Source organism: Streptomyces sp. NPDC052109, assembly GCF_040680195.1.
In the GTDB taxonomy this organism is placed as follows: Bacteria; Actinomycetota; Actinomycetes; order Streptomycetales; family Streptomycetaceae; genus Streptomyces.
In genome coordinates, this window is sequence record NZ_JBFAWF010000041.1 from 1 (window position 1) to 24,303 (window position 24,303).

Sequence of the window (24,303 nt, forward strand, 5' to 3'; positions counted from 1 at the left end):
CCGGTGTCGGACCGTCCGCGCCGGGCCGGTGTGTCGTCCTTCGGTATCAGCGGCACCAACGTGCACACGATCATCGAAGAGGCACCGGCAGAGGACCGGCCCCCGGCGGACACCGAGCCGGACGCCCCGGCCGTCGTATGGGCCCTGTCCGCCCGTTCCGCACAGGCCCTTCCCGCACAGGCCGAGCGTCTGCACGCCTTCCTCGCGGACCGGCCCGAGCTGCCCCCGACGGCCGTGGCCCGGGCCCTCGGCACCCGGCGCACCGCGTTCGACCACCGCGCGGCCGTCACCGGCACCGACCGGGAGCAGCTCCTGGCCGCACTGCACGCCCTCGCCATCGGTACAGCCGCCGCCACGGCCGCCACCGGAAGGGCCCGGACGGGGACCCGTACGGCGTTCCTGTTCACCGGCCAGGGCGCCCAACGCCTCGGTATGGGCCTCGAACTACGTGCTCGCTACCGGGAGTTCGCCGACGCCTTCGACGCGATCGACGCCCGTGTCGGCCTGGACCTGGCCGGGCTGCTGGCGGGTGACGACGCCGACGCCGTCCATCGCACCCAGTACGCGCAGACGGCACTGTTCGCCTTCGAAGTGGCCCTGTTCCGCCTGCTGGAGTCCTTCGGCGTGCGGCCCGACATCCTGGCCGGGCACTCCGTCGGGGAGCTGGCCGCCGCGCACGTGGCGGGCGTCCTCGACCTGGACGACGCCTGCACCCTGGTCGCCGCCCGCGGCCGTCTCATGCAGGCGCTGCCGGAGGGCGGCGCGATGGTCGCCGTCCAGGCCGGCGAGGACGAGGTGCGGCCGCTGCTGGACGGCCGGGTCGGGCTCGCCGCCGTCAACGGGCCGTCCTCCGTGGTCCTTTCGGGGGAGGAGGAAGCGGTGCTCGCCGCGGCGGAGGGCTTCGCGAAGACCAAGCGGCTCGCCGTCTCGCACGCCTTCCACTCGCCCCTGATGGACGGCATGCTCGACGCGTTCCGGGCCGTGGCCGACAAGTTGACCTTCCGCGCGCCACGCGTCCCGCTGGTGTCCACCCTCACCGGACGCCCCGCCGACCCCGAGCAACTGCGCGACCCCGGCTACTGGGTGCGGCACGTGCGGGAGACGGTACGTTTCGCCGACGCCGTCTCCTCCCTCACCGCAGCGGGCGCCGGGCGGTTCGTCGAACTCGGCCCCGACGCGGTCCTGACCGGGCTCGCCCGCGAGTGCCCGGATGCCGACGGTGCCGTCTTCGTCGCCCTCGGCAGGCGCCACGGCGGCGAGCCGGCGGCCCTGATGTCCGGCCTGGCCCGCCTGTACACCGACGGTCTCGCCCCCGACTGGGCGGCGCTCTTCCCCGGCACGGCCCGCGCCGAACTGCCCTCCTACGCCTTCCGGCACGAACGGTACTGGCTGAACGCGGACGTGGCCTTCACGGCCGGACCGCTCGCCGAGGCCGCGCCCGCCCACGGACCCACCGACGCCGAGCCGTTGCGTCAGCGGCTGGCCGGTGTCACGCCGGCCGAGCAGGAGGTGCTGCTGACCGACGTGGTCCGGGCGCAGACCGCGAGCATCCTCGGGCACCCGGGGCCGGAGGCCATCGAGCCCGACGCCGTGTTCCTGGAGATCGGCATGGACTCCGTCTCCGCCGCCGAACTCCGCGGCGCCCTCGCCGGTGCCCTGGGCACCGACGTGCCGGCCGGTGCCGTCTTCGACCACCGCACCCCGGCCGCTCTCGCCGTAGCCCTGCGCGGACACCTGGCGGGCGGCGGGCCGGCCCCGGCCCAGGGCGCCGGAGATCTCGAATCGGTCAGCGGGCTGGTGCGGCGTGCCGCGGCCGACGGACGGATGCCGCAGGCCATCGAACTGCTGCGCACCGTGGCCGGGATCCTTCCCGGCTTCGCCTCCCTGGCCGAACTCGGGGACATCACCGACCCGGTACGGCTGGCCACCGGTGACGCCACCCCGCGGCTCGTCTGCCTGCCCTCCCCGATGGCGCTCGGCGGCGCCCACCAGTACGCCCGCTTCGCCCGGCACTTCCAGGGCCGACGTGACGTGCTGGTGCCGGCGATGCCCGGCTTCGGCCCAGGTGAGGCCCTGCCGCGTTCCGTGGAGGCCGTGGTGGAGGTGGTCGTCGAGGGCATCCGCCGGGCCTGCCCGGACGGGCGGCCGTACGTCCTCGTCGGCTACTCCTCCGGCGGCCAGTTCGCCCACGCGGCGGCCGAGATCATGGAGAAGGCGGGACAGCCGGCCTCGGGCGTGGTGCTGCTGGACACCTATCTGCCCGGCGACGACGGCAAGGACGACCTGTGGCGGCAGATGTTCGACGGCATGCTGGACCGCGAATCCGCCCTGGGCGGCTTCGGGACCGCCCGCCTCGCCGCCATGAGCCGCTACAGCGACCTGATCCAGCACTGCCTGCCGGGCGCCCTGACGGCGCCGGTGCTGTTCGTGCGGCCCGAGGAGTCCTTCGCGACCGGCACGGCCACCGACGACTGGCGGGCCATGTGGCCCGCCGAGCACGAACCGGTCGACGTGCCCGGCACCCACTTCACGATCCTCGAGGATTGCGCGGAGGCCACGGCCGGGGCGGTCGAGGCGTGGCTGGAGGCCACGGGCGCCACAGGGACTCGCTGAACCCGGGCGGGGCCGAAGGCGATCGGGCGAGGGCGGCCGAAAGGCTTCCCTCGCCCCGCATTTCCTCACTCGCCGGCCTCGCGGAAATGCGCCAACCACGCGTGGATATCGCAACGGATACTGTCCGGATCGACACCTAATTGCAGCGCGATTTCGTCCGCCGCCAATTCCGGCTGCCAGTGGCTGCGCTGGAGCGCCAGCCACATCGTCGTGCCACGTGGGCCGCAACGGTGTCGCCTCCCCGTACGCAGGCAGAACAGCTCCAGATAACCGTCGGGCCGGACCTGCGCGGTCAGCTCCTGGTCAGGCCTCGTGGCCATGGCACTTCCCATCGTTCGTGGATTCTTGGGACGGAATCGAAGGTACCCGCAGACGCGCGCCGGGACACGGGTGGCAACCGGCTCTTTCAAAGAGCAGTCACGTATTCGGACAGGGTGGTGACACCGCTGCACAAAGCTGACGAACGCCCGCCGATACCTGGCGTACCGAGGTAGAGAAACCTCTACCTCGAACCGGCCGGAGAATGCCAATGTGCGGCGGCCGCAGCGTTCCTAATCTGGTCCACAGACACCGCGTGAGAAGCGCGATATCTCGTAGGGGAGCCCGCAGTGCACACTTCACAGGACCTCCGCCGGGCGGAGGCGGTACGGCTGGACGCCGTGTCGAAGACCTATGGCCGGGGAGACAGCCAGGTGGCCGCGCTCCGCGGGCTCACCATGAGCTTCGCCGACGGCACCTTCACCGCCGTGATGGGCCCGTCCGGATCGGGCAAGAGCACCTTCCTGCACTGCGCCGCGGGACTGGTCCAGCCCACCTCCGGCAAGGTCACCGTCGGTGGCACCGACCTCGCCGGCCTGGACGACACCCAGCTGACCAAGCTGCGCCGGGACCGGATCGGCTTCATCTTCCAGTCCTTCAACCTGCTGCCCGCGCTGACGGTCATGCAGAACATCACGCTGCCGCTGCAACTGGCCGGACAGCGCCCCGACAAGGGCCTGATCCGCAATGTCGTCCAGCGCGTGGGCCTGGCCGAGCGGCTCGGCCACCTGCCGTCGCAGCTGTCCGGCGGTCAGCAGCAGCGCGTCGCCATCGCCCGGGCACTGGTGACCCGGCCCGCCGTGGTCTTCGCCGACGAACCCACCGGTGCCCTCGACACCCGTACCGCGGCGTCCGTGCTCGCCCTGCTGCGCGAGTCCGTCGACACCGCCCGCCAGACGCTGGTCATGGTCACCCACGACCCGGTCGCCGCCTCCTACGCCGACCGTGTGGTCTTCCTCGCCGACGGCCGCCTGGCCGGCGAACTGCACCGGCCGACCGCCGACGCCGTGGCCGCCCGGATGACCAGGCTCGGCGCCTGGGAGGACGACACGCAGCGGCAGACGTCGCCGCTCTCCCCCGGGGGGCGTTACTGATGTGGCGCCTGGCACTGCGCACCCTGAAGTTCCGCAGGACGAGCTTCGTCGCGACCTTCCTCGCCATGTTCCTCGGCGCCGCCATCGTCATCGGCTGCGGCGGCCTGATGGAGACCGGCGTCCGGATGGCGGCCGACCCGCAGCGCCTCGGCGGCGCCCCGGTCGTCGTCACCGGTGACCAGACCTACGACTCCACCGCCCTGACCGAACGGCACCGCATCGACCCCGGTCTGGTCGGCACGGTGGCCAAGGCCGACGGTGTGCGCACGGCCGTCGGAGACGTGTCGGTGCCGGCCACCGTCCTCAAGGACGGCAAGCCGTTGACCGGCAAGTCCGACTCCTTCGGCCACGGCTGGGCGAGCGCCCGGCTGACCCCCTATACCCTCGCCGCCGGTGGATCCCCCGCCGCCGGCGGCGAGGTCGTCCTCGACTCGGGGCTGGCGCGCCGCGCCGGCGCCCGTCCCGGGTCCACGGTCGACATCGTCGTCCAGGGCACCACCCGGCAGTTCCGGGTGAGCGGCGTCGCCGAGCAGCGCGGCGACCACAACCCGCACGCCGCCGTCTTTTTTACGGACGACGAGGCGCGCACCCTGGCCGGCGGCCGCATCGACTCCATCGGCGTCCTGCCCGCGCCCGGCAGCAGCGTCGGCGCCGTCGCGGACGCGGTGCGCTCGGCGGTGGGTGACCGCGCCGAGGTGCTCACCGGCGAACAGCGTGGGCTCGCCGAGCTGCCCGGCACCCTCCCCAGCAAGCGCACCGTCGTCATCCTCGCGGCGGTCTTCGGCTCGTCGGTCGTGCTGATCGTCATGTTCGGCGTCGCCTCCACGCTCGGCCTCTCCCTCCAGCAACGGGCGCGCGAGATGGCCCTGCTGCGGGCGGTCGGATCCACTCCGCAGCAGTTGCGCCGGATGATCCTCAGCGAGACCGCCGTGCTGTCGGTGGGATCCGTGCTCCTCGCCCTGCTGCCCGGATGGGCCATCGGGCGGATGCTGTTCGGGGTACTGACCTCCAGCGGCGTGGTGTCCTCGGAGATCGTCTACCACGCCGGCTGGATCCCGATGGCCGTCGGAGCGATCGTCACCGTCCTGGCAGCGGCCGGCGCCACCCGCTTCGCCGGACGCAAGGCCGCCCGCACCGAACCGGTCGCCGCACTGGCCGAAGCCACCGCCGGCACCCGCTGGTTCAGCGTGCCCCGGTTGCTGCTCGCGCTGTTCTTCCTCGCCAACGGCATCGGCCTGGCGATCGCCACCGCCACCGTGATGGACGACGGCCCCACCCTCGCCAGCACCGCCGGGCCCGCCTCCGTGCTGTTCTGCGTCGGCCTCGCCCTGCTCGCCCCCGGCATCACCAAGGTCATGGTGGCACTGCTGCGGCTGCCGGTGCGCGCCTTCTCCGGCCTGTCCGGGCAGCTCGCGCTGCGCAACGCCGCCACAGCCGGCGTCCGCATGGCGGGCGCCGTCGCGCCGATCGTCCTGCTCATCGGCATCGCCACCGGCACCCTGTACATGCAGTCCACCGAGGACCACGTCTCGCGGACCTCCTACGACCGGAACATCCTCGCCGACTACGTACTGGACTCCACGACGGGCGGGTTCGCCCCCGGCGTCGTCGACCGGGTGCGCACCACGCCCGGCGTGGCCGCGGCCTCCGAACTCGTCATCACCCGCGGCTTCGTGGACCGACCGGACGGCCCGGCCGACGCCGACCTGCGCGGGGTCTCCGCCGAGGGCGTGCGCCAGAGCCTGGACCTGCCCGTCGTCGCCGGCTCGCTCGGCGACCTGCGCGGCAACACGGTGGCCCTGTCCGACAAGAAGGCCCGTGAGTACGGCGTGAAGGTCGGCGACCGGCTGCCGATGCACCTCGGCGACGGCACCGCCGTACGCCCCACCGTCGTGGCCCTCTACACCGACAACCCCAAACAGGAGTACCTCACGCTGCCCGCGGCCACCCTCGCCCCGCACACCGGTGACGGCCTGCCGCACCAGATCCTGGTCCGCACCGCGCCCGGCAGCGGCACCGGGGCCCACGACCGGCTCGCCGCACTGGCCGCCCGGGTGCCCGGCACCGAACTGGACGTCAGCTCCTCGCTGGCCGGCCGGAACAACCAGATCCAGCAGATCCTGGTGTCCGCCAACTACACCATCGTCGCCATGATCGTGGGCTACGCCGCCATCACCGTCGTCAACACCCTGGTGTCGGTCACCCGGAAACGACGCGCGGAGTTCGGGCTCCAGCGGCTCACGGGGGCCACCCGCCGCCAGGTGCTCGCCATGCTGACCGTCGAGGGCGTGCTGATCGGCGTCATCGCCACCGTCCTCGGCACCATCGCCTCGGCGACGACCATCGTCCCCTACAGCCTCGTCAAGAGCGGCTCCTACCTGCCCTCCGGATCCATCGGCATCTACCTCGCCATCGTCGGCGGGTCCCTGCTGCTCGTGTTCGGCGCCACCCTGCTGCCCTCCTGGCGCGGTATGCGCACCCCCGCCGTGGACACGGTGAAGGCCGCGTGAGCCACCCCCTGACCGGGCCGTCCCCGCCATCCCCGGGCGGGGGCGGCCCCTCCATGACCGGCACCGAGGGATGGGAACATGAGGGCATGAAGACTGTGCCGGTCATGTGGCGCGCTCGACTCGGCCGCGCCACCCTGGACACCCTGGTCGGCGTGGCGATCGCCGCCGGAGCCCTGCTGTCGATCGTCCTCTTCGTCACCACCACCTACTTCATCGGCATCGCCGTGATCGGCATCGGCTTTCTCGCGCTGCCCTACTGCACCCGGGCCGTGCGCTGGCTGGCCGACCTCAACCGGCGCGCGGCCGCCCACTCCGGCGTCCCGGTGGAGCGGCCCTACCGGCCCGAGCCGGAGGAGATCGAGAAGGACATCGTCGGCTGGATGCGCCGCTGCAAGTGGATCCTCACCGACCCCGCGACCTGGCGGGACCTGCTGTGGCTGCTGCTCAACTGCGTGGTCGGCCTGATCGGTTTCGTCCCGGCCGGCCTGCTCTATTACGCGGGGGAGGGGCTGTTCCTGGCCTGCGGCCTGTGGCAGCCCATCGCGGACGGCGGAAAGGGCCGCTGGTACGCCTTCGTCACCGTCGACAGCTGGGGGGCCGCGCTGACCGCGGGGCTGCTGGCGCTCGTGGTGCTCACCGGCTGGGTGTTCCTCGGCCCGCTGGTCCTCAAGGGATACGCCTACTTCGTCCGGCTCCTGCTGGGCCCGACCCGGCAGTCCCAACTGGCCTCCCGCGTCCAGCACCTGTCGGAGACCCGCTCCGGCGCCCTCGACATCCAAGCCGCCGAACTGCGCCGCATCGAACGCGATCTGCACGACGGGGCACAGGCCCGGCTGGTCAGCCTGGGCCTCCAACTCGGCGCCGTCGACCGGAAGATGGCCCAGGACCCCGAGGAGGCCCGGCGGATGCTGCGCGAGGCGCGCAGCTCATCGGTGCAGGCCCTGAGCGAACTGCGCGACCTGGTCCGCGGCATCCACCCGCCGGTCCTCGCCGAACGGGGCCTCGCCGACGCGCTGCGCGCCCTGGGCCTGGCCAGCCCCTTGCACGTCACGGTGGTGGCGGACCTGCCCGACACACTGCCCGACCCGGTCGAGTCCGCCGTCTACTTCGCTGTATCGGAGCTGCTCACCAACGCCCTCAAACACGCCGACGCCCAGCGCATGGAGGTGCTCGCCTGGTGCGCGGACGGCACCCTGCACGCCCGCGTCGCCGACGACGGCCGGGGCGGCGCCGAGGCTTCGGCCGGGAGTGGTCTGGAGGGCATCCGACGGCGGCTGGCATCCTTTGACGGGATCCTGGAGATCAACAGCCCCCCGGGCGGTCCGACCGTGATGAAGCTGGAGCTACCGTGCGTGTTGTCCTCGCCGAAGACCTCTTCCTCCTGAGGCAGGGGATCATCCAACTGCTGGAGGCGTACGGGTTCGAGGTGGTCGCGGCCGTCGACAACGGCACGGACCTCGCCGCCGCGATCGCCGAGCACCGCCCCGACGTCGCCATCGTCGACGTACGGCTGCCGCCCACCTTCACCACCGAGGGCCTGCAGGCCGCCCTGCGCGCCCGCCGTGAGCAGCCCGGCCTGCCGATCCTCGTCCTGTCCCAGCACGTCGAGCAGATGTACGCCCGGGAACTGCTGGCCGACGGCACCGGCGGCATCGGCTATCTGCTCAAGGACAGCGTGCTGGACGACGAGCAGTTCATCGACGCCGTACGACGGGTCGCGGCCGGCGGTACGGCCATGGACCCGGCCGTGGTCGCCCAGTTGATGACCAGTCACTCCCGTGACGAGCCGCTGGCAGCGCTCACCGGGCGGGAACGCGAGGTGCTGGAGCTGATGGCCGAGGGCTGCTCGAACACGGCGATCGCCCAGCGCCTCACCATCACCGAGGGCGCGGCCGCCAAGCACATCTCCAACATCTTCACCAAACTGGTGCTGCCCCCGTCGAGCGACAGCAACCGCCGCGTGCTCGCGGTGCTCGCCTACCTCAACGCCTGAGCCGTACACCGTCGTTGGGGCCGATAGGGGTGGGCCGGCGGGCAGCCCGCGTGTGAGACTGCCGGGGCCTGCTGCGCGAAGTGCGCCGCGGTCACCGCCAGGAAGGAAACGCCCGCCCCATGACCACGCTCGCCGAGCAGGACCGCCTCTGGATACGCCGCTACCACCCCCGTCCGGACGCGGCGGCCAGGTTGGTGTGCCTGCCGCACGCGGGGGGCTCGGCGTCCTTCTACCGCCCGGTGTCGGCGGGCATGCCGGATTCGGTGGACGTGCTCGCCGTGCAGTACCCGGGGCGACAGGACCGGCGTCACGAGCCGTGCGCCACGAGCATCCAGGAACTGGCCGACCGTGTCACTCCCGTCCTGCTGCCCTGGACGGATCGCCCGCTGCTCTTCTTCGGCCACAGCATGGGCGCGACCCTCGGCTTCGAGGTCGCCCGCCGGCTGGAACGCGACCACGGCGTCGTCCTGCACGCGCTGTTCGCCTCGGCCCGCAGGGCCCCCTCCTGCCCGCGTGACGAAGCCGTCCACCTGCGTGACGACGACGGACTCATCGAGGAGATGCGGCAGTTGAGCGGAACCGACTCGGCGATCCTCGACGACGTCGAACTGATCCGCATGGCCCTGCCCGCGATCCGTGCCGACTACCGTGCCGCCGAGACCTACGTCCACGAGGCCGGCCCGAACCTGAACTGCCCCGTCGTCGGCCTGGTCGGCGACGACGACCCCAAGGTCACGGTGGACGAGGCACGCGCCTGGGCACGCCACACCGACGCGTCGTTCGACTTCCACGTGTTCCGGGGCGGGCACTTCTACCTGACCTACCATCAGAAGAGCGTAATGGACCTGCTGGTACAACAGGCGGCGCGGTCATGACGGCCGTTCTCGTCACCGGTTGCAGCAGCGGCATCGGCCTGGAGACGGCGCTGGCCTTCGCGCGGCGCGGCGACCGGGTGCACGCCTGTGTGCGCACCCCCGCCACCGCGCAGGAACTGCTCCGCCGAGCCCGCGCCGAGGACCTCACCCTCGACGTCCCCGAGCTGGACGTCACCGACGAAGCCTCGGTCACCGCTGCCGTCACCGCCGTGCAGGACCGGCACGGACCGGTCGACGTCCTCGTCAACAACGCCGGCATCGACCGGACCGGCCCCGTCGAGACCATGCCGCTCGACCAGGCGCGCCTGCTGATGGAGACCAACTTCTGGGGACCGCTGCGCATGTCCCGCGCCGTGCTGCCGGGGATGCGCGCCCGGGGCGGCGGCGTCATCGTCAACGTCTCCTCCCTCGCGGGCCGTACGTTCGCCGTTCCGCACGGCGGCGTGTACGCGGCGAGCAAGGCCGCCCTGGGCTCGCTCAGCGAGGCCCTCCACGCGGAGGTCCGGCCCTTCGGCATCCGCGTGGTGTGCCTGGAACCGGGCAGCTACGCCTCCGCCGTCCGGCGCGCGTCCGCGGCGGCCCCGGCCGGCCGTCCGTCCGGGACGGGCCCGTACACCGCCGACCACGCCTGGCTGACCGGATTCCTCGCGCGTGTGGCGGAGGGCGCCGCCGACTGCGCCGAGGCGGCCGAGGCGATCGTCGCAGCCGCAGACGACCCGGGTACCCCGTTGCACACACCGGTCGGCAAGGACGCGGAAGCGGCACTGCGGTTCCTGGCGGGCGTCACCTACGAGCAGTGGCTGCCACGCTTCCTCGACCAGGCCCAGTCCCTCGCGGGCCCCCGCCCCGCTCCGCCCGCCACGGGCGGCTGAGCGGCGGTCCGACCCCGACGATCCGTCCGTCCTGCGACGGGCGGGGCCGGCGCCCGGCCTTCACGATCAGGGCCGGCGACGTCACCGAATCTGCCGCCCCACGCGAGCGGAGCGGGGCACAGCCCGCATCCCCGTCCCACCCTGCGGATCCGGCCGTCCCAGTACACGGCCGGACCCGCCAGGTCTAGGTGTATTGCCCTGCCAGGGCGGCCTCCCACGACGTGCGGGTGGCGACCAGGGAGCGCCATGCGCGCACGGTCCGGGGTGGTACTCCCGCGGCGAGCACGCCGGTGATCCGGTCGCCGGTGCGGTATGCGACGAGCAGGCGCCGGACGGTGGCGTCGCTGTCGAGGACGAGCGCTTCGTCGTGGCCGCGCAGGTACCCGTGGGCCTGGACCTTGGTGTCGTACTGGTCGGACCAGAAGTACGGCACCGGTGCGAACGGCCGCCGCTCACCGCCGCGTACGAGATCGCGGGCGACGGCCATGCCCTGCTCGGCGGCGTTGGTGCGGTGCTCGATCCGCATCGCCGTGCCGAACAGCGGGTTGTACCAGCGGGCCACGTCACCGACCCCGTACACACCGGGCGCGGCGACACAATACTCGTCGCACACCAGCCCGTCCGCGACGGTGAGGCCGCTGCCGGCGAGCCATTCGGAGTTGGGGACGCAGCCGATGGCCACGAGCACGTCGTCGGCCGGTACGACGGTCGTCCCGGCGGCGTCGGCCAGCCGGACGCCGGTCACGCTGCCGCCGGTGCTCAGGACCCCGGTGACCTCGGCTCCCGTGCGCACGCCGACCCCGTGGTCCCGGTGGAGCCCCGTCAGGAACCGTCCGGCCTGCTCCCCGACGGCCGCGGCCAGCGGCACCGGAGCCGACTCCACCAGCGTCACCCCGACGCCCAGACCGCGGGCCACGGCGGCGACCTCCGTGCCGAGGAACCCGGCGCCGACGACCACCAGGCGGCGGCCGGGGAGCAGGCGGGCCCGCAGGGTCAGCGCGTCCTGGAGCGTCCGCAGCGTGTGCACCCCGGTGACACCGCCGGTGCCGGGCAGGCGCCGGGGCCGGACGCCGGTGGCGACGACCAGGTTGTCGTACTCGATCTCGGCGCCGTCGGCCAGCAGGACCGATCGGGCGACCGGATCGAGCGCGGTCGCCGCAACGCCGAGGCGCAACTCCACCGCCAGCGCTGTGAGTTCGGACCGCGAGCGCAGGGCGAGCCGGTGCGGTTCCCAGGCCCCGCTCAGCAGGTGCTTGGACAACGGTGGGCGGTCGTAGGGTGGCTCGGCCTCGTCGCCGACGAGTGTGATCGCGCCCTCGTATCCGGCCCGGCGAAGCGCCTCGACGGTGGTCAGGCCGCCTGCCGACGCTCCGACGACGACGACCCGGTTCACGACTCGGTCTCCATCAGGGTTCCTCCGGGTAGGTGCCCCATGTGTCCCGCAGGGCCGCGCAGATCTCTCCGATCGTCGCGCCGGCCGCGAGAGCCTCTTTCATGGGATACAGCACGTTGTCCTGTCCTGCCGCTGCGCTCCGCACGGCGGCGATGCGACGGTCCACCCGCTCCTGGTCACGCCAGGCGCGGAGTTTGGCGAGGCGCTCGATCTGCCCGGCCTCGATCTGCCGCTGCCGGGAGCCCCGGCAGACGCCCGCCCCGGCCATGGGACGGCCGGCGGGGGCACTCGTGTTCCAACTGCCCGGCTCGACCCTGCAGTAGGTGGACACGTCGCTGGTCAGCCGTAGCGACGGGCCGGGCGGGAACCTGTCCGTGTCTCCTGTGACGCGGCTGCCGGGCATGTCGTTCCGGATCGTCCCGGTGAGCCTGTCGGCCGGGATGCCGCGCTCCTCGGCCACCAGCCGGCACAGCAGCAGCAGGGGCGCGGCCGCGGCGTCGGCCGTCATCGACACGGACACCCGGTCGAGCGGGATGCCGGCCAACAGGACCCGCATGTCGTCGAGGGAGTCGACGGCCACGCCGGTCCTGCCGACCTCACCGCGCGCGGGCGGCGCGTCCGAGTCGTGGCCCAGCCGGGTGGGCAGATCGAAGGCGAGAGACAGGGCGACGGCACCCCGGGCGATCAGCCGGCGCAAGCGGGCGTTGGCCTCCTTCGCCGTGCCGGACCCGGTGTCGTGTGCCGTGCCGGACCCGGTGTCGTGCCGGCTCAGGGGCCGGGGCCCGGCACAGCGGACGGCGTACGGCGCGGGGGAGCGCCGCCTGTCCGGCACCGCTCTTCAGCCGTCGACGCGGAGGGAGCGCGACGGGCACAGGTCGGCCGCCTGGAGGACGCCTTCGCGCAGCTCCTCGCCGGGCTCGTCGCGGAGGACGATCACCAGGCCGTCGTCGTCCTGGTCGAACACCTCCGGGCTGAGCATGGCGCACTGGCCGGAACCCACGCACCGGTCGCGGTCGGTGGTGACACGCATGAGAGGTCTCCGATCGGGTCGGCCGTCACCAGGTGACGGGGAGTGCGTAGACGCCGTAGACCATGGCGTCGTCCTTGAACCGCAGGGCGTCCGGTTCGACCGCGAGCCGCAGGCCGGGGATGCGGCGCAGCAGCGTGCCGTAGACGGTCTCCAGCTCCACCCGGGCGAGGTTGGCGCCGATGCACTGGTGGATGCCGTAGCCGAAGGCCAGGTGGCTGCGGGCCTCCTTGCGGTGGATGTCGAGGGTGTCCGGGTCGGGGAAGACGGACGCGTCGTGGTCGGCGGCGTTGTTCAGGGCGAGGATGCCCTCGCCGGCCCGGATGGTGACATCGCCGACCTCGATGTCCTCGAGCGCGACCCGCGCCGTGCCGGAATCGGAGATGGAGAAGACGCGGAGCAACTCCTCGATGGCGTTGGGGAGGAGAGCGGGATCGGCCCGCAGTTCGGCCATCTGGTCCGGGTGCCGCAGCAGGGCCAGCACACCGAGGGCGATCATGTTGGCGGTCGTCTCATGGCCACCCACCAGCATCAGTCGCGCCATGGTCACCACGTCGACGTGGTCGGCGACCTGCTCGGTGCGGTTCTTCTCCAGGAAGCGGCTGATCAGGTCGTCGCCCGGCTCGCTCTCCTTGAGGGTGACGAGCTTGTCGAGGTACATGTCCAGGGCCTGCACCGCCGCCCCGTACTCGGCCGGGCTCAGATCGTGGTTCATCATCGCCGCCGACCACTCCTCGAACTGGGCGTGGTCCTCGTACGGCACCCCGAGCAACTCGCAGATCACCAGCGATGGCACCGGCAGCGCGACCGCGGTGACCAGGTCCACGGGGCCGCCCGCGGCCAGCATCGCGTCGACGCGCTCGTCGACGATCTCCTGGATGCGCGGGCGCAGCTCCTTCACCCGGCGTGCGGTGAACTCCGGTATGAGCATGCGCCGCTGTGCGGTGTGCTCCGGCGGGTCCATGTTCAGCAGCATCAGCCGGACCTGTGCCAGCATCTCCTCGGGGATGTGGAACTGGTGGGGGTAGCCCGGCAGTTTCAGGTTGGAGCTCACCCGGCCGTCGCCCAGCACCTGCCGGACGTGTTCGTGCCGGGTGACCAGCCAGGTCGGCTTGCCGTTCACCTTCAGAGCGGCGCGCGAGACCGGGGCGTCGGCGCGCAGCTCGGCGTACTCGCGCGGCTCGCTGAACGGGCAGGTGCGCCGCATCGGGAACTGCGGGAGCGGCGACCCCGTTTCGGGCGCGGCGTCGGCGGACTGGGTCATGGCTGCCTTTCGGTGACGGGGTGGGGTGGGTGTGCGGAGGTCTGTCACCAGGTGACGGGCAGCTCGTACAGGCCGTAGACCATGGCGTCGTCCTTGAACCGGAGCTCGTCGACCGGCGTGGCCAGACGCAACGTCGGAATGCGCCGGAACAGGGTCGTGTAGACGACGTCCAGCTCCATGCGCGCCAGGTTCTGGCCGATGCACTGGTGGACGCCGTAGCCGAACGCGAGGTGGCTGCGGGCCTCGCGCCGGACGTCGAGGCGGTCGGGGTCGGGGAAGACCCGCTCGTCGTGGTTGGCCGCGTTGTTCAGGGGGAGGATGCCCTCGCCGGCCCGGATGGTGACTCCGCCCAGCTCGATGTCCTCCATGGCGACCCGCGCGGTGCCAGCGTCGGAGATGGAGAAGAAGCGCAGCAGCTCCTCCACCGCCTTCGGCATGAGCTCCGGCTCCTCGCGGACGGCGGCGAGCTGGTCGGGGTGCTCCAGCAGGGCCAGCACACCCAACGCGATCATGTTGGCGGTGGTCTCGTGCCCCGTGACCAGCATCAGTTTGGACATGCTGACGATGTCGGAGTGCTCCACCGCCGGCGCCGACCGGTTGAACTCGATGAGCCGGCTGATCATGTCGTCGCCCGGCTCGCTCTCCTTGGCGGTGACCAGGCCGTCCACGTACGCGTCGAGCTCGTAGTGCGCACGGCCCCGGTCCTCGTCGCTGATGTCGTGGTTCATGATGGCCCACGCCCACTCCTCGAACCGGCCGTGGTCCTCGTACGGGACGCCGAGCAGTTCGCAGATGACGAAGGACGGCACCGGCAGCGCGAGCGCGGTGACCAGGTCGACCGGGGCACCCGTGCCCTTGGCGAGCATCTGGTCGATCTGCTGGTCCACGATCTGCTGCACCCGCATGCGCAGCTCACGCATCCGGCGGACGCTGAACTCCGGTGCGAGCATGCGGCGTTGGACCGTGTGGTCGGGCGGGTCCATGGACAGGAAGGTCAGCGGCACCGACTGGAGCGTCTCCTCCGGCACCGGAACCTGCAGCGGGTACCCGGGCAGCTTCAGGTTCGCGCTGACCCGCGCGTCGCCCAGCAGCTTCTTGTACAGGTCGTGCCGGGTGATCAGCCAGGTCCGCTTGCCGTCGACCTTCAACCGCGCCCGGGAGACCGGCTCGGTCTCGCGCAGCTCGGCGTAGGCGGCCGGCGGGCTGAAGGGACAGGCCCGCCGCATCGGGAACTCCGGCAGCGCGGCCTCGTCGGCCGGTTCGGCAGGTGCAGTCATCATGTCCTCTTCGCACGGGGTGAACGGAAGTGCCGGCATCGGAGCGGGTCCGGGCTCGGCGCCGGTGCGGCGCTGTCGGCCGTCTCCCGCACGCTAGGCAGCCACGGTCCGGGGCCCCAACCCCTAGGCGCCCCTAGGGCCTGTCGTCGAACTCCCGTCGTCCGCCCGGAGGGCGGGACTCGCGGTGCCACGGGGGGCGGGGTCGGCCGACCGGCGTACGCCCCGACCGGCCGGCCGACGCGAGGGGCTCCGACACCGAGTGGGCTCCTGCCCGTCCGGCCGGGCGCGAGCACATCGTTCCCGAGCGCGCTGCCGTTGGGGGCCGCCGGCCCACTGGCTCGTCCGGGCCCGGCGGTCCGCGGTGCGGGCGCGTCAGTTGCCGAGCGCACCCGGACGTGTGTTGCGCGGCGGTGAGAGGAGGGCCACGAGCCGGCTCGGGGCGCACTCGTCCCAGCCCCCCGCTGGACGGCCGCAGTTCTTCCGTGAAGAGCGCCACACCCGGATCGAAGAGGCCGGTCCGCGCCGGGACGTGGTCGTCGTGCGGGCACCCCTGTTCGGCACCCCTGGCACCGCCTAGGGGCGGCTAGGGGTCTGGTGGCGGGGTGGCGGCGGTTAGCGTCGGCTGCGGACCACGGCAGAGGCACGGACGGCGCAAGGCACGGTTCGCCCATCGCCCCGGCTCTCCCGGTCCCGGCCGGCGGCACTGCCCCGGCCGCCGCCGCGTCCCGCAGCCGAGCAGAGGTGATCAGCGTGTCTCCGGATCCCAGCGCGAAGGGCACAGTCCCCTTCGGGGAGTACCGGACCTGGTACCGGGTGACCGGTGAACTCGGCGCGGGACGGCCGGCGGTCGTCGCGGTGCACGGCGGACCCGGCAGCACCCACGACTACCTGCTGCCGCTGGCCCGCCTCGCCGAGGACGGCTGGCCCGTCGTCCACTACGACCAGCTGGGCAACGGCGGCTCGACCCATCTGCCTGACAAGGGCGCCGAGTTCTGGACCGTCGAGCTGTTCGAACAGGAACTGACCAACCTCATCCAGCAGTTGGGAATCGCCGACGACTACGTGCTGTTCGGCCAGTCCTGGGGCGGCCCACTGTGTGCCCGGCACGCCATGACCGCCCCGCCCGGACTGCGCGGACTGGTCGTCGCCAACGCCCCGGCCTCGTACCCGATCTGGCTGCAGGAGATGGCGCGACTGCGCGCCGAACTGCCACCTGGGGTGGAGGAGACCCTGCGGCGGCACGAGGCGGACGGCACCTACGACAGCGAGGCGTACCAGGCCGCGATGCGGGTCTTCTACGACCGACATGTGTGCCGGGTGACGCCCTGGCCCCGCGACTTCCTTTCGTCCTTCATGGAGATCTACAACGACCCGACCGTCTACTACGCCATGAACGGACCCAATGAGTTCCATGTCATCGGCTCCCTCAAGGACTGGTCGATCGTCGACGAACTGCACCGGATCAGCACCCCGACCCTGCTGATCAGCGGCCGCCACGACGAGGCCACCCCGAAGGTCGTCCAGCCGTACCAGGACCACATCCCCGGGGCCCGGTGGGAGATCTTCGAGGAGTCGAGCCACCTACCGCACCTGGAGGAACCGGAGCGGTTCCTCGCGGTGATGACCGACTTCCTCAAAGGCCTGTGACGGCCCAGAAGCCCGTGACGCTCACGAACCCGTGAAAGGGGGCGGGGATCCCGCCATGGCACACGACACCGCTCTCGTCTTCCCCGGCATGGGACCCGTCCCGTTCGCCGAGGTGGGCAGGTTCATGGTGGCCAACCCCCACGCCCGGGACCTGGTGGCCGTCGCCGACGAGGCCCTCGGCTACTCGCTCGTCGACGCCTTCCGGACCTCCGCCGGCGACTACACCGAGGCCGCCCAGGTCGCCTTCTTCGTCAACTGTCTGGCCTGCGCCCACTGGGCCCGGGACCACCTCGGCGTGGAGCCCGACATCGTCGCCGGACCCAGCTTCGGCGAGAAGGCGGCCTTGGCCTACACGGGCGCCCTCCGGCTGTCCGACGCGATCCGCCTCACCGCCGAGATCGCCCGCTGTCTGGAGGAGTACTTCGCCGAGGAGCACCGGGACATCGTCACCCTGTCCTTCGTCCGCGCCCCGCGCGACGGCCTCGACACGATCCTCGCCGAGCTGGACGAGGCGGGGGAGTGGCACGAGATCTCCTGCCACATCGACGACGGTTTCTACATGATCTCCCTGTCCGAACGCCGCGTGCCGTGGATGGAGGAGCGGCTGCGCGCCGTCGGGAGCCTGCCGCTGTACACCATGCGGCCGCCCATGCACGCCTCGGCGTTCCGGTCGCTGCGCGAGAAGGCCGCGCGCGAGGTGGTGTCCCGCTACTCCTTCGCCGACCCCAAGCTGCCCGTCGTCGCCGACCAGGACGGCAGGCTGCTGCACACCGGCGAGGAACTGCGCACCATGCTGCTCGACGGCTTCGACCACCCGATGAACTGGCCGAGCGTCACCACGGCCCTCAAGGACGCCGGCGCCCGCCGCATGTGCGTGGCCGGCCCGGACAGCCTCTTCGGCCGGGTCCCCTGCACGACCCGCCACTTCGACGTCGTCGCCGCACAGCCGCGGCTGGCGATGACCCCCCGGCGCTCGCGCGCCACCTGACCCGACCGACTCGTTGGAGGCCCCCATGTGGGACGACCAGTTCGAACAGATACTCCGCCCCTTCCTGCCCTTCCTTCCGCCGCAGGAGGAGCTGACCCCGGATGCCGAGCTGAAGGACCTCGGCCTGGACTCGCTCGGCACCGTCCAGCTGCTGGGCACGCTGGAGGAGGCCTACCAGCTCCGCTTCCGTGACAGCGCGCTGACCATGGACACCTTCCGCACCCCCGGCGTGCTGTGGGACACCATGCAGAGCATGCTGCCCAGCGCCGCGAGCTGACAGGACGGCCCTTCGTGGATCCCACCATGGACGGCACGCTGTCCGGCCGGTTCGCGCGCGGCCTGGCCCTCGCCCCGGACCGGCCCGCGCTGCGCGCCGACGGCGTCGACACCACCTACCGCGAACTGCACGAACGCGCTCTGGTCCTGGCCGGCTCCCTGCTGGCCGGGCTCCCCGACGAGCCGCCCGCCGTCGGCGTGCTGGCCGGCAAGGGACCCACGGCGTACACCGCCCTGCTCGCCGGCCTGTACAGCGGCGTCACGGTCGTACCGCTGCAGCCGGCCTTCCCGGCGTCCCGCACCCGGCAGATGATCGAGGCCGCCGGGGTCGGGGCGCTGCTCGCCGACGACGACGCCCTGCCCGCCCTGACCGCGCTGCACGCCTCCGGCCCCACCCTGCCGACGCTGTTCGCGCCCGGCGGGCAGCCCATGCCGTCGCTCGCCGTCGACGCGGACAGCGCCCTGAAGGCGCCCCTGCCGGCCCGGCCCTCCGACATCGCCTACGTGCTGTTCACCTCCGGCTCCACCGGCCGGCCCAAGGGCGTGCCGGTCACCCACGCGAACACCGCGCACTACTTCCACCTGCTCGACGAGCGCTACGACTTCGGTCCGCACGACGTCTTCTCGCAGACCTTCGACCTCAACTTCGACTGCGCGATGTTCGACCTGTTCTGCGCCTGGGGCGCCGGCGCCGCGGTCGTACCGGTCCCGCCACGGGCGTACGCGCACCTGCCGGAGTTCGTGGCCGAGCAGGGCATGACCGTGTGGTTCTCCACGCCCAGCGCGATCACCCTGGTGCGCCGCACCGGCGGGCTCGAGCCGGGCGCGCTGCCGTCGCTTCGGTGGAGCTTCTTCGCGGGGGAGGCGCTCAGCTGCAAGGACGCCGAGGACTGGGAAGCCGCCGCGCCGGGCGCGACGCTGGAGAACCTGTACGGTCCGACGGAACTCACCATCACCATCACCGCCCAGCGCTGGACGCCGGGGCGGTACCTCAACGACATGGTGCCCATCGGCGCCGTACACCCGGGACACGCGACCCTGCTCCTGGACGCCGAGGGTACGCCCACGGCCGACGACGAGGGCGAACTGTGCATCGCCGGGCCGCAGTTGACCCCCGGATATCTGGACCCGGCCGACGACTCCGGACGGTTCCTGGACCAGGACGGCCGCCGGTTCTACCGCACCGGTGACCGGGTCCGGCGAGCCGCCGACGGCGGCTGGCTCTACCTGGGCAGGCAGGACGCGCAGGTCCAGGTGCACGGGGTGCGGGTGGAACTGGCCGAGGTGGACGCCGCCGCCCGCACCTGCCCGGGCGTCGAGGACGCCGTGACCGTGGCGGTGGCCGTGGACGGCACGGTGGAACTGGCGGTCTTCCACACCGGCGAGCCCGTGCCGCCCGCCGGGCTCGCCCGCCACCTGCGGGAGCTGCTGCCGGCCGCGATCGTCCCCCGCGCCTACCACCACCTGGACGCGCTCCCGCTCAACTCCAACCGCAAGACCGACCGCAGGAAGCTCGCCTCCCGGGCCACGGCCATGCGGCAGTCCGCCGGGGCGGGACGCACACACGAAAGGCGGCAGGAGTCGCAGTGAACGGTCAACCGACAGTGCGGGCGCGAACCGGCGCCCGGGTGCACGACCTCCTCGACGAGGCCACCGCCGAGCGCCCCGACGCCCCGGCGGTCACCGACGGCGCGGGCCGCTGGACGTACCGCGAACTCCTCGCCCACAGCCACGCCGTCGACGCCTGGTTGGAGGAGCGCGGCATCGGGCACGGCCACCGGGTGCTCGTCCAGCTGCCCAGCACCCGGGAACTCGTCGCGCTGATGTACGGCACCGCGCGCCGCGGCGCCGTACTGGTCCCGGTGAACACCGGCATGAAGGACTACCACCTGCGGGCGGTCGTCGAAAACGCCGAGCCCTCGCTGGTCGTCGTCGCCGACCCCGCCGTGGACCGGATCGCCGCCGTCGCAGAGGGCGTCGCGGTCCGCGGCCTGGGCGAGGTGTGGCGGGAGATCACCGCCCTACGAGGGCGCGAGGCCCGTTCCGGAGGTGCCGCCGTGGGCTCCGAGGACATCGCCGTCCTCGTCTACACCTCCGGCTCGACCGCCGCCCCGAAGGCCGTGATCTGCCCGCACGGCCGGATGGTCTTCGCCACCGAGGCCATCAACCTGGAACTCGGCTACCGCCCCGACGACGTGGTGTTCTGCCGCTTCCCCATCTCCTGGGACTACGGCCTGTACAAGGTGCTGCTCACCGCCGCCGGCCGCAGCGAACTCGTGCTCGCCGACGGCGAGTCCGACCTGGTGCTGCTGCGCCGCATCCGGGAGACCGGCGCCACCGTCGTCCCGATCGTGCCCTCGCTGGCCACCATGATCTGCGCCCTCGCCGAGCGCGAACCGAGCCGCGAGTCCCGGGTGCGGCTGTTCACCAACACCGGTGCCGCGCTGGCCAAGTCCACGGCCGACGGGCTGCGCACGGCGTTCCCCGGCGCGGAGGTGATCATCCAGTTCGGCCAGACCGAGTGCAAGCGCGTGTCCGTGCTGCCGCCCGCGTACCAGGACGCCAAGCCCGACTCGGTCGGCCGCCCGCTGCCCGGCACCCGCGCCTTCGCCGTCGACGACGACGGCAATCCGCTGCCGCCCTGGCAGACCGGCGAGATCGTCGTCGAGGGACCGCACGTCATGCCCGGCTACTGGCGTGCACCCGAACAGACCGCACGCGCCTTCCGCCCCGCCCCCGGCGGCGGACTCAGGCTGCACACCGGCGACTTCGGCCACGTCGACGAGGACGGCTTCCTGTACTACGAGGGCCGCCGCGACGACATGTTCAAGCACAAGGGCGTGCGCATGAGCACCACCGAGATCGAGGCCGCCGCCACCGACGTCCCCGGCGTGCGCGCCGCCGCCGTCCTGCCGCCCGCCCCCGGCCGCGACCTCGCGGTGTTCGCCGAGGGCGACATCGACCCGCACGCCCTGCTGAAGGAACTCTCGCTGCGGCTGGAACCCGCCAAGGTGCCCGGTGTGAGCCGCGTCGTCGACGAGCTGCCGCTGACCCCGCACGGCAAGCACGACCGCAAGCAGCTCGCCCGCCTCCTGGAAGGAACCACCCCGTGACCGCCCCCACCGAGCTCGCCGAGCGCTTCGGTACCCCGTCCTACGTCTACGACCTGGACCGGGTGGCGGCGGCCCGCGACGACCTGTTCGCCGCGCTGCCCGACGAGGTCGAGGTGTTCTACGCCGCCAAGGCCAACCCGCACCCCGAGCTGCTGCGCGAGCTGCGCTCCGGCGGCGCCCGCGGCTGCCGCGCCGAGATCAGCTCCGTCGGCGAACTCGACGCCGCCCTGCAGGCCGGCTTCCCCGGCGACCGGATCCTCTACACCGGACCCGGCAAGACCACCGAGGAACTGACCGAGGCGATGACCCGCGGAGTCCGCCTATTCTCCACCGAGTCCTACGGCGACCTCCGGCGCGTCGGCGAGGTCGCGCTCAAGCTCGGCCTCACCGCCGAGTGCCTGATCCGGGTCAACAACGCCACCGGGGCGGCGGCCACCAGCATCCGCATGACCGGCGTGCCCTCGCAGTTCGGCTTCGACAGCGAGACCCTGCCCGGCCTCGCCGCCGACCTGCGGGAGGTGCCCGGCACCAGCATCGCCGGACTGCACTTCTTCCCGCTGAGCAACGCCAAGGACGAGGCGAGCCTCATCGTCGAGTTCCGCCACACCATCGCCACGGCCGCCGCCCTTCAGGACGCGCTCGGTGTCCCGTTCCGCTTCGTCGACGTCGGCGGCGGGTTCGCCGCACCCTACGCGGTGCAGGGTGAGCGGCCGGTCTACGGCGACCTGCGCGACGCGCTCGCCGAGGCGCTGGACGAGCACTTCCCCGGCTGGCGCGAGGGCGCCCCGCGGATCGGCTGCGAATCGGGCCGCTACCTGGTCGCCGACAGCGGCACTCTGCTCACCTCGGTCGTCAACGTCAAGGACAGCCGCGGCCAGCGCTATGTCGTCGTCGACGCCGGAATCAACACGTTCGGCGGCATGTCCGGCCTCGGCCGCATCATGCCCGTGTCCGTCGAGCCGTACGAATCCGCGGGCGCCGACGGCACGCCCGCGAGCCTCGCCGGGCCGCTGTGCACGCCCGGGGACCTGCTCGGCCGCAACGTCCCGCTGGCCGAGCCGGCACCGGGCGACCTGCTCACCGTGCCCAACGCCGGTGCGTACGGCCCCACGGCCAGCCTCCTGATGTTCCTCGGCAGGCCCGCCCCCGGCGAGATCGTCGTCCGCGGTGACGACGTCGTCTCCGTCTCCCGAATCCAGCACATACGCACCTACGAACACGGACAGGCCCTGTGATGAGCCCCTTCCCGAGCACCCCCACCCCTGGCGACCAGCCCGTCCTCGTGGCCGGTGGCATCTCCGACTCCCACACCTGGAACCTGGTCTACCTCCAGCTCCTCCTCGAGGAACACGGGCACCGCGTGGTCAACCTCGGCCCCTGCGTCCCCGAGGACCTGCTCATCACCGAGGCCCTGGCCCACCGGCCCGCCCTCATCGTCGTCAGCAGCGTCAACGGTCACGGCTACCACGACGGCATGCGCACCATCACCCGGCTGCGCGAGCACCCCGAACTCACGGGTGTGCCCGCCGTCATCGGCGGCAAGCTCGGCATCGCCGGACCCTGCGGCAGCGAGGAGGTGGCCGCGCTCGGCACCGCCGGGTACGACGCGGTGTTCGACGACAGCGCCGAGGGTGTCGCCGCCTTCCGGCGGATGCTCGACGCGCTGCCGCAGCGGGCCCTGGTGTGACCGGCGCCGGGTTCGGCGCGTTCGTGCGCCGGGCTCACGCCGCAGGCCGGCTGGTGGTCCAGCCCCGGATGGGGATGAGCGGCCCGGACCGGATGCGGGCCGGGCTGCTCGCCACCCGCGACGCCACGGCGACCACCGTCGGCACGATCACCCTGGACAGCTACACCCGGGTCGGTGACCTGGAGTCGGCCAAGCTGGCCGTGCTGGAGGGCGTCGCCCTCAACGGCTACCCGATCGTGAGCCACGAGAAGGCCACCACCCTGAAGGTGCTCGACGGCATCCACGGCCCCGACTTCCCGGTCCAGGTCCGGCACGGCTCGGCCGCGCCGCAGGACATCTTCCGTGCCCTGACGGCCGTCGGGCTGGACGCCTCCGAGGGCGGGCCGGTCTCCTACTGCCTGCCCTACGGCCGCGTCCCGCTGCGCGAGTCCGTCGCCCACTGGGCGGCCTCCTGCGAACTGCTCGCCGCTCTGCGCGAGTCGGGCGCCGAACCGCACCTGGAGACCTTCGGCGGCTGTGTCCTCGGCCAGCTCTGCCCGCCCGGTCTGCTCGTCGCCGTCAGTGTCCTGGAGGCGATCTTCTTCCACCGGCACGGCATCCGCAGCATTTCCGTGAGTTACGCCCAGCAGACCCACCCGCGCCAGGACGCCGAAGCGGTGGCCGCACTGCGCAGCCTGTGCGCGCGGTTCCTGCCGGGGGCCGAATGGCACGTCGTCGTCTACGCCTACATGGGGCTCTTCCCGGAAACCGAGGACGGCGCCTACCGGCTGCTCGGGAAAGCGGCCGAACTCGCCGTCGCCAGCGGCTCCGAACGGCTCATTGTGAAAACCGTCGCGGAATCCCGCCGCATTCCGTCCGTCGCCGAGAACGTCGCCGCCCTCGAATACGCGGCACAGGTCGCCGCCCGCACGCCACGCGCCCCGCTCGACGGCCCCGGCACGCAGACGTACGCCGAGGCCTCGGCGCTGGTCGGCGCGGTGCTGGCGCTGGACGACGACCTCGGCGCGGCGCTGCTGACGGCCTTCGCCAAGGGGCTTCTCGACGTTCCCTACTGTCTGCATCCGGACAACGCCGGATTCAGCCGGAGTTACATCGACGCGGACGGCCGGCTCTGCTGGGCCGACATCGGGAAGATGCCGCTGAACGGCATCGCCGACGTACACCCGGCACAGGCCATCACCTCCGGGGATCTGCTCGATTCCCTGTCCTATGTGCGCCGTTCGTTCGACCGGCACGATCCCGAGGACACAACGGTCCTCGAACGTGCCCGCCCCTAGGGGTGCTTAAGGGTGTGGCCTTTCGGGGGCCGTCACTAGCGTGTGGAAAAAGGTGAGGAAAACGGTGTCGGCCGAAAGT

Annotated in this window: 21 protein-coding genes; 15 read left to right on the top strand and 6 right to left on the bottom strand. The window is 72.4% G+C overall.

Annotation, left to right across the window (positions count from 1 at the left end):
• The coding region (locus AB0L59_RS40745; protein ID WP_365592852.1) for an alpha/beta fold hydrolase at positions 1 to 2,613 on the top strand (2,613 nt) is incomplete at its 5' end.
• Between the two features lie 65 nt (positions 2,614 to 2,678).
• On the opposite strand, the gene AB0L59_RS40750 is transcribed toward AB0L59_RS40745, so the two are convergent.
• Positions 2,679 to 2,933 (bottom strand): hypothetical protein, encoded by a 255-nt coding sequence (locus tag AB0L59_RS40750; RefSeq protein ID WP_365592855.1) that lies wholly within the window; start codon positions 2,931 to 2,933, stop codon positions 2,679 to 2,681.
• 288 nt (positions 2,934 to 3,221) lie between these two features.
• On the opposite strand from AB0L59_RS40750, the gene AB0L59_RS40755 reads away from it, so the two are divergent.
• The 6 genes from AB0L59_RS40755 (at position 3,222) to AB0L59_RS40780 (ending at position 10,275) form a co-directional block, all read left to right on the top strand.
• On the top strand, positions 3,222 to 4,025 hold the full coding sequence (locus AB0L59_RS40755) for an ABC transporter ATP-binding protein (protein ID WP_365592858.1): 804 nt from the start codon (positions 3,222 to 3,224) through the stop codon (positions 4,023 to 4,025).
• On the top strand, positions 4,025 to 6,535 hold the full coding sequence (locus AB0L59_RS40760; protein WP_365592860.1) for an FtsX-like permease family protein: 2,511 nt from the start codon (positions 4,025 to 4,027) through the stop codon (positions 6,533 to 6,535). The genes AB0L59_RS40755 and AB0L59_RS40760 overlap by 1 nt, the downstream gene beginning before the upstream one ends.
• An 86-nt stretch (positions 6,536 to 6,621) precedes the next feature.
• Entirely contained in the window at positions 6,622 to 7,920 is a 1,299-nt protein-coding gene (locus tag AB0L59_RS40765) for a sensor domain-containing protein (RefSeq protein ID WP_365592862.1), read from the top strand.
• On the top strand, positions 7,884 to 8,528 hold the full coding sequence (locus AB0L59_RS40770; RefSeq protein WP_365592865.1) for a response regulator transcription factor: 645 nt from the start codon (positions 7,884 to 7,886) through the stop codon (positions 8,526 to 8,528). The genes AB0L59_RS40765 and AB0L59_RS40770 overlap by 37 nt, the downstream gene beginning before the upstream one ends.
• Positions 8,529 to 8,647: 119 nt before the next feature.
• Positions 8,648 to 9,403 carry an alpha/beta fold hydrolase gene (locus AB0L59_RS40775; RefSeq protein ID WP_365592868.1) on the top strand — a complete coding sequence of 252 codons (756 nt, stop codon included), beginning with the start codon at positions 8,648 to 8,650 and terminating at the stop codon, positions 9,401 to 9,403.
• Positions 9,400 to 10,275 (top strand): SDR family oxidoreductase, encoded by an 876-nt coding sequence (locus AB0L59_RS40780; protein WP_365592869.1) that lies wholly within the window; start codon positions 9,400 to 9,402, stop codon positions 10,273 to 10,275. Before AB0L59_RS40775 ends, AB0L59_RS40780 begins: the two co-directional genes overlap by 4 nt.
• Before the next feature lie 184 nt (positions 10,276 to 10,459).
• Here the strand turns inward: AB0L59_RS40780 and AB0L59_RS40785 are convergent, their stop codons facing one another.
• The 5 genes from AB0L59_RS40785 to AB0L59_RS40805 all read right to left on the bottom strand — a co-directional run bounded on the left by AB0L59_RS40785 (position 10,460) and on the right by AB0L59_RS40805 (position 15,236).
• Positions 10,460 to 11,668, bottom strand: coding sequence for an FAD-dependent oxidoreductase (locus AB0L59_RS40785; protein WP_365592872.1), 1,209 nt, complete (start codon positions 11,666 to 11,668; stop codon positions 10,460 to 10,462).
• Between the two features lie 13 nt (positions 11,669 to 11,681).
• The gene (locus AB0L59_RS40790; RefSeq protein ID WP_365592901.1) at positions 11,682 to 12,440 is read right to left on the bottom strand and encodes a methylmalonyl-CoA mutase family protein; all 759 of its coding nucleotides are present in this window, start codon (positions 12,438 to 12,440) and stop codon (positions 11,682 to 11,684) included.
• Between the two features lie 66 nt (positions 12,441 to 12,506).
• Positions 12,507 to 12,698: a ferredoxin gene (locus tag AB0L59_RS40795; RefSeq protein ID WP_365592875.1), complete on the bottom strand. Its 192-nt coding sequence runs from the start codon at positions 12,696 to 12,698 to the stop codon at positions 12,507 to 12,509.
• A gap of 25 nt (positions 12,699 to 12,723) precedes the next feature.
• Positions 12,724 to 13,959 carry a cytochrome P450 gene (locus tag AB0L59_RS40800; protein WP_365592878.1) on the bottom strand — a complete coding sequence of 412 codons (1,236 nt, stop codon included), beginning with the start codon at positions 13,957 to 13,959 and terminating at the stop codon, positions 12,724 to 12,726.
• Between the two features lie 44 nt (positions 13,960 to 14,003).
• A complete protein-coding gene (locus AB0L59_RS40805) occupies positions 14,004 to 15,236 on the bottom strand; it encodes a cytochrome P450 (protein ID WP_365592904.1) in 1,233 nt (410 codons plus the stop codon).
• A 750-nt stretch (positions 15,237 to 15,986) separates the two neighbouring features.
• Between AB0L59_RS40805 and AB0L59_RS40810 the strand changes: the two genes are divergently transcribed.
• The 8 genes from AB0L59_RS40810 to AB0L59_RS40845 are packed head-to-tail and all read left to right on the top strand — an operon-like array spanning position 15,987 to position 24,224.
• Positions 15,987 to 16,883, top strand: a complete 897-nt coding sequence (locus AB0L59_RS40810; RefSeq protein ID WP_365592880.1) for a proline iminopeptidase-family hydrolase — start codon at positions 15,987 to 15,989, stop codon at positions 16,881 to 16,883.
• A gap of 55 nt (positions 16,884 to 16,938) precedes the next feature.
• Entirely contained in the window at positions 16,939 to 17,871 is a 933-nt protein-coding gene (locus AB0L59_RS40815) for an acyltransferase domain-containing protein (protein WP_365592882.1), read from the top strand.
• A gap of 25 nt (positions 17,872 to 17,896) precedes the next feature.
• The gene (locus AB0L59_RS40820) at positions 17,897 to 18,148 is read left to right on the top strand and encodes a phosphopantetheine-binding protein (protein WP_365592884.1); all 252 of its coding nucleotides are present in this window, start codon (positions 17,897 to 17,899) and stop codon (positions 18,146 to 18,148) included.
• Between the two features lie 26 nt (positions 18,149 to 18,174).
• A complete protein-coding gene (locus AB0L59_RS40825; RefSeq protein WP_365592906.1) occupies positions 18,175 to 19,737 on the top strand; it encodes an amino acid adenylation domain-containing protein in 1,563 nt (520 codons plus the stop codon).
• The gene (locus AB0L59_RS40830) at positions 19,734 to 21,260 is read left to right on the top strand and encodes an AMP-binding protein (RefSeq protein ID WP_365592886.1); all 1,527 of its coding nucleotides are present in this window, start codon (positions 19,734 to 19,736) and stop codon (positions 21,258 to 21,260) included. Before AB0L59_RS40825 ends, AB0L59_RS40830 begins: the two co-directional genes overlap by 4 nt.
• Positions 21,257 to 22,495, top strand: coding sequence for a type III PLP-dependent enzyme (locus AB0L59_RS40835; RefSeq protein ID WP_365592889.1), 1,239 nt, complete (start codon positions 21,257 to 21,259; stop codon positions 22,493 to 22,495). The genes AB0L59_RS40830 and AB0L59_RS40835 overlap by 4 nt, the downstream gene beginning before the upstream one ends.
• Positions 22,495 to 22,947, top strand: a complete 453-nt coding sequence (locus tag AB0L59_RS40840) for a cobalamin-dependent protein (RefSeq protein ID WP_365592891.1) — start codon at positions 22,495 to 22,497, stop codon at positions 22,945 to 22,947. The genes AB0L59_RS40835 and AB0L59_RS40840 overlap by 1 nt, the downstream gene beginning before the upstream one ends.
• Positions 22,944 to 24,224 carry a methylaspartate mutase gene (locus tag AB0L59_RS40845; RefSeq protein ID WP_365592893.1) on the top strand — a complete coding sequence of 427 codons (1,281 nt, stop codon included), beginning with the start codon at positions 22,944 to 22,946 and terminating at the stop codon, positions 24,222 to 24,224. The genes AB0L59_RS40840 and AB0L59_RS40845 overlap by 4 nt, the downstream gene beginning before the upstream one ends.
• Positions 24,225 to 24,303: the final 79 nt, after the last annotated feature.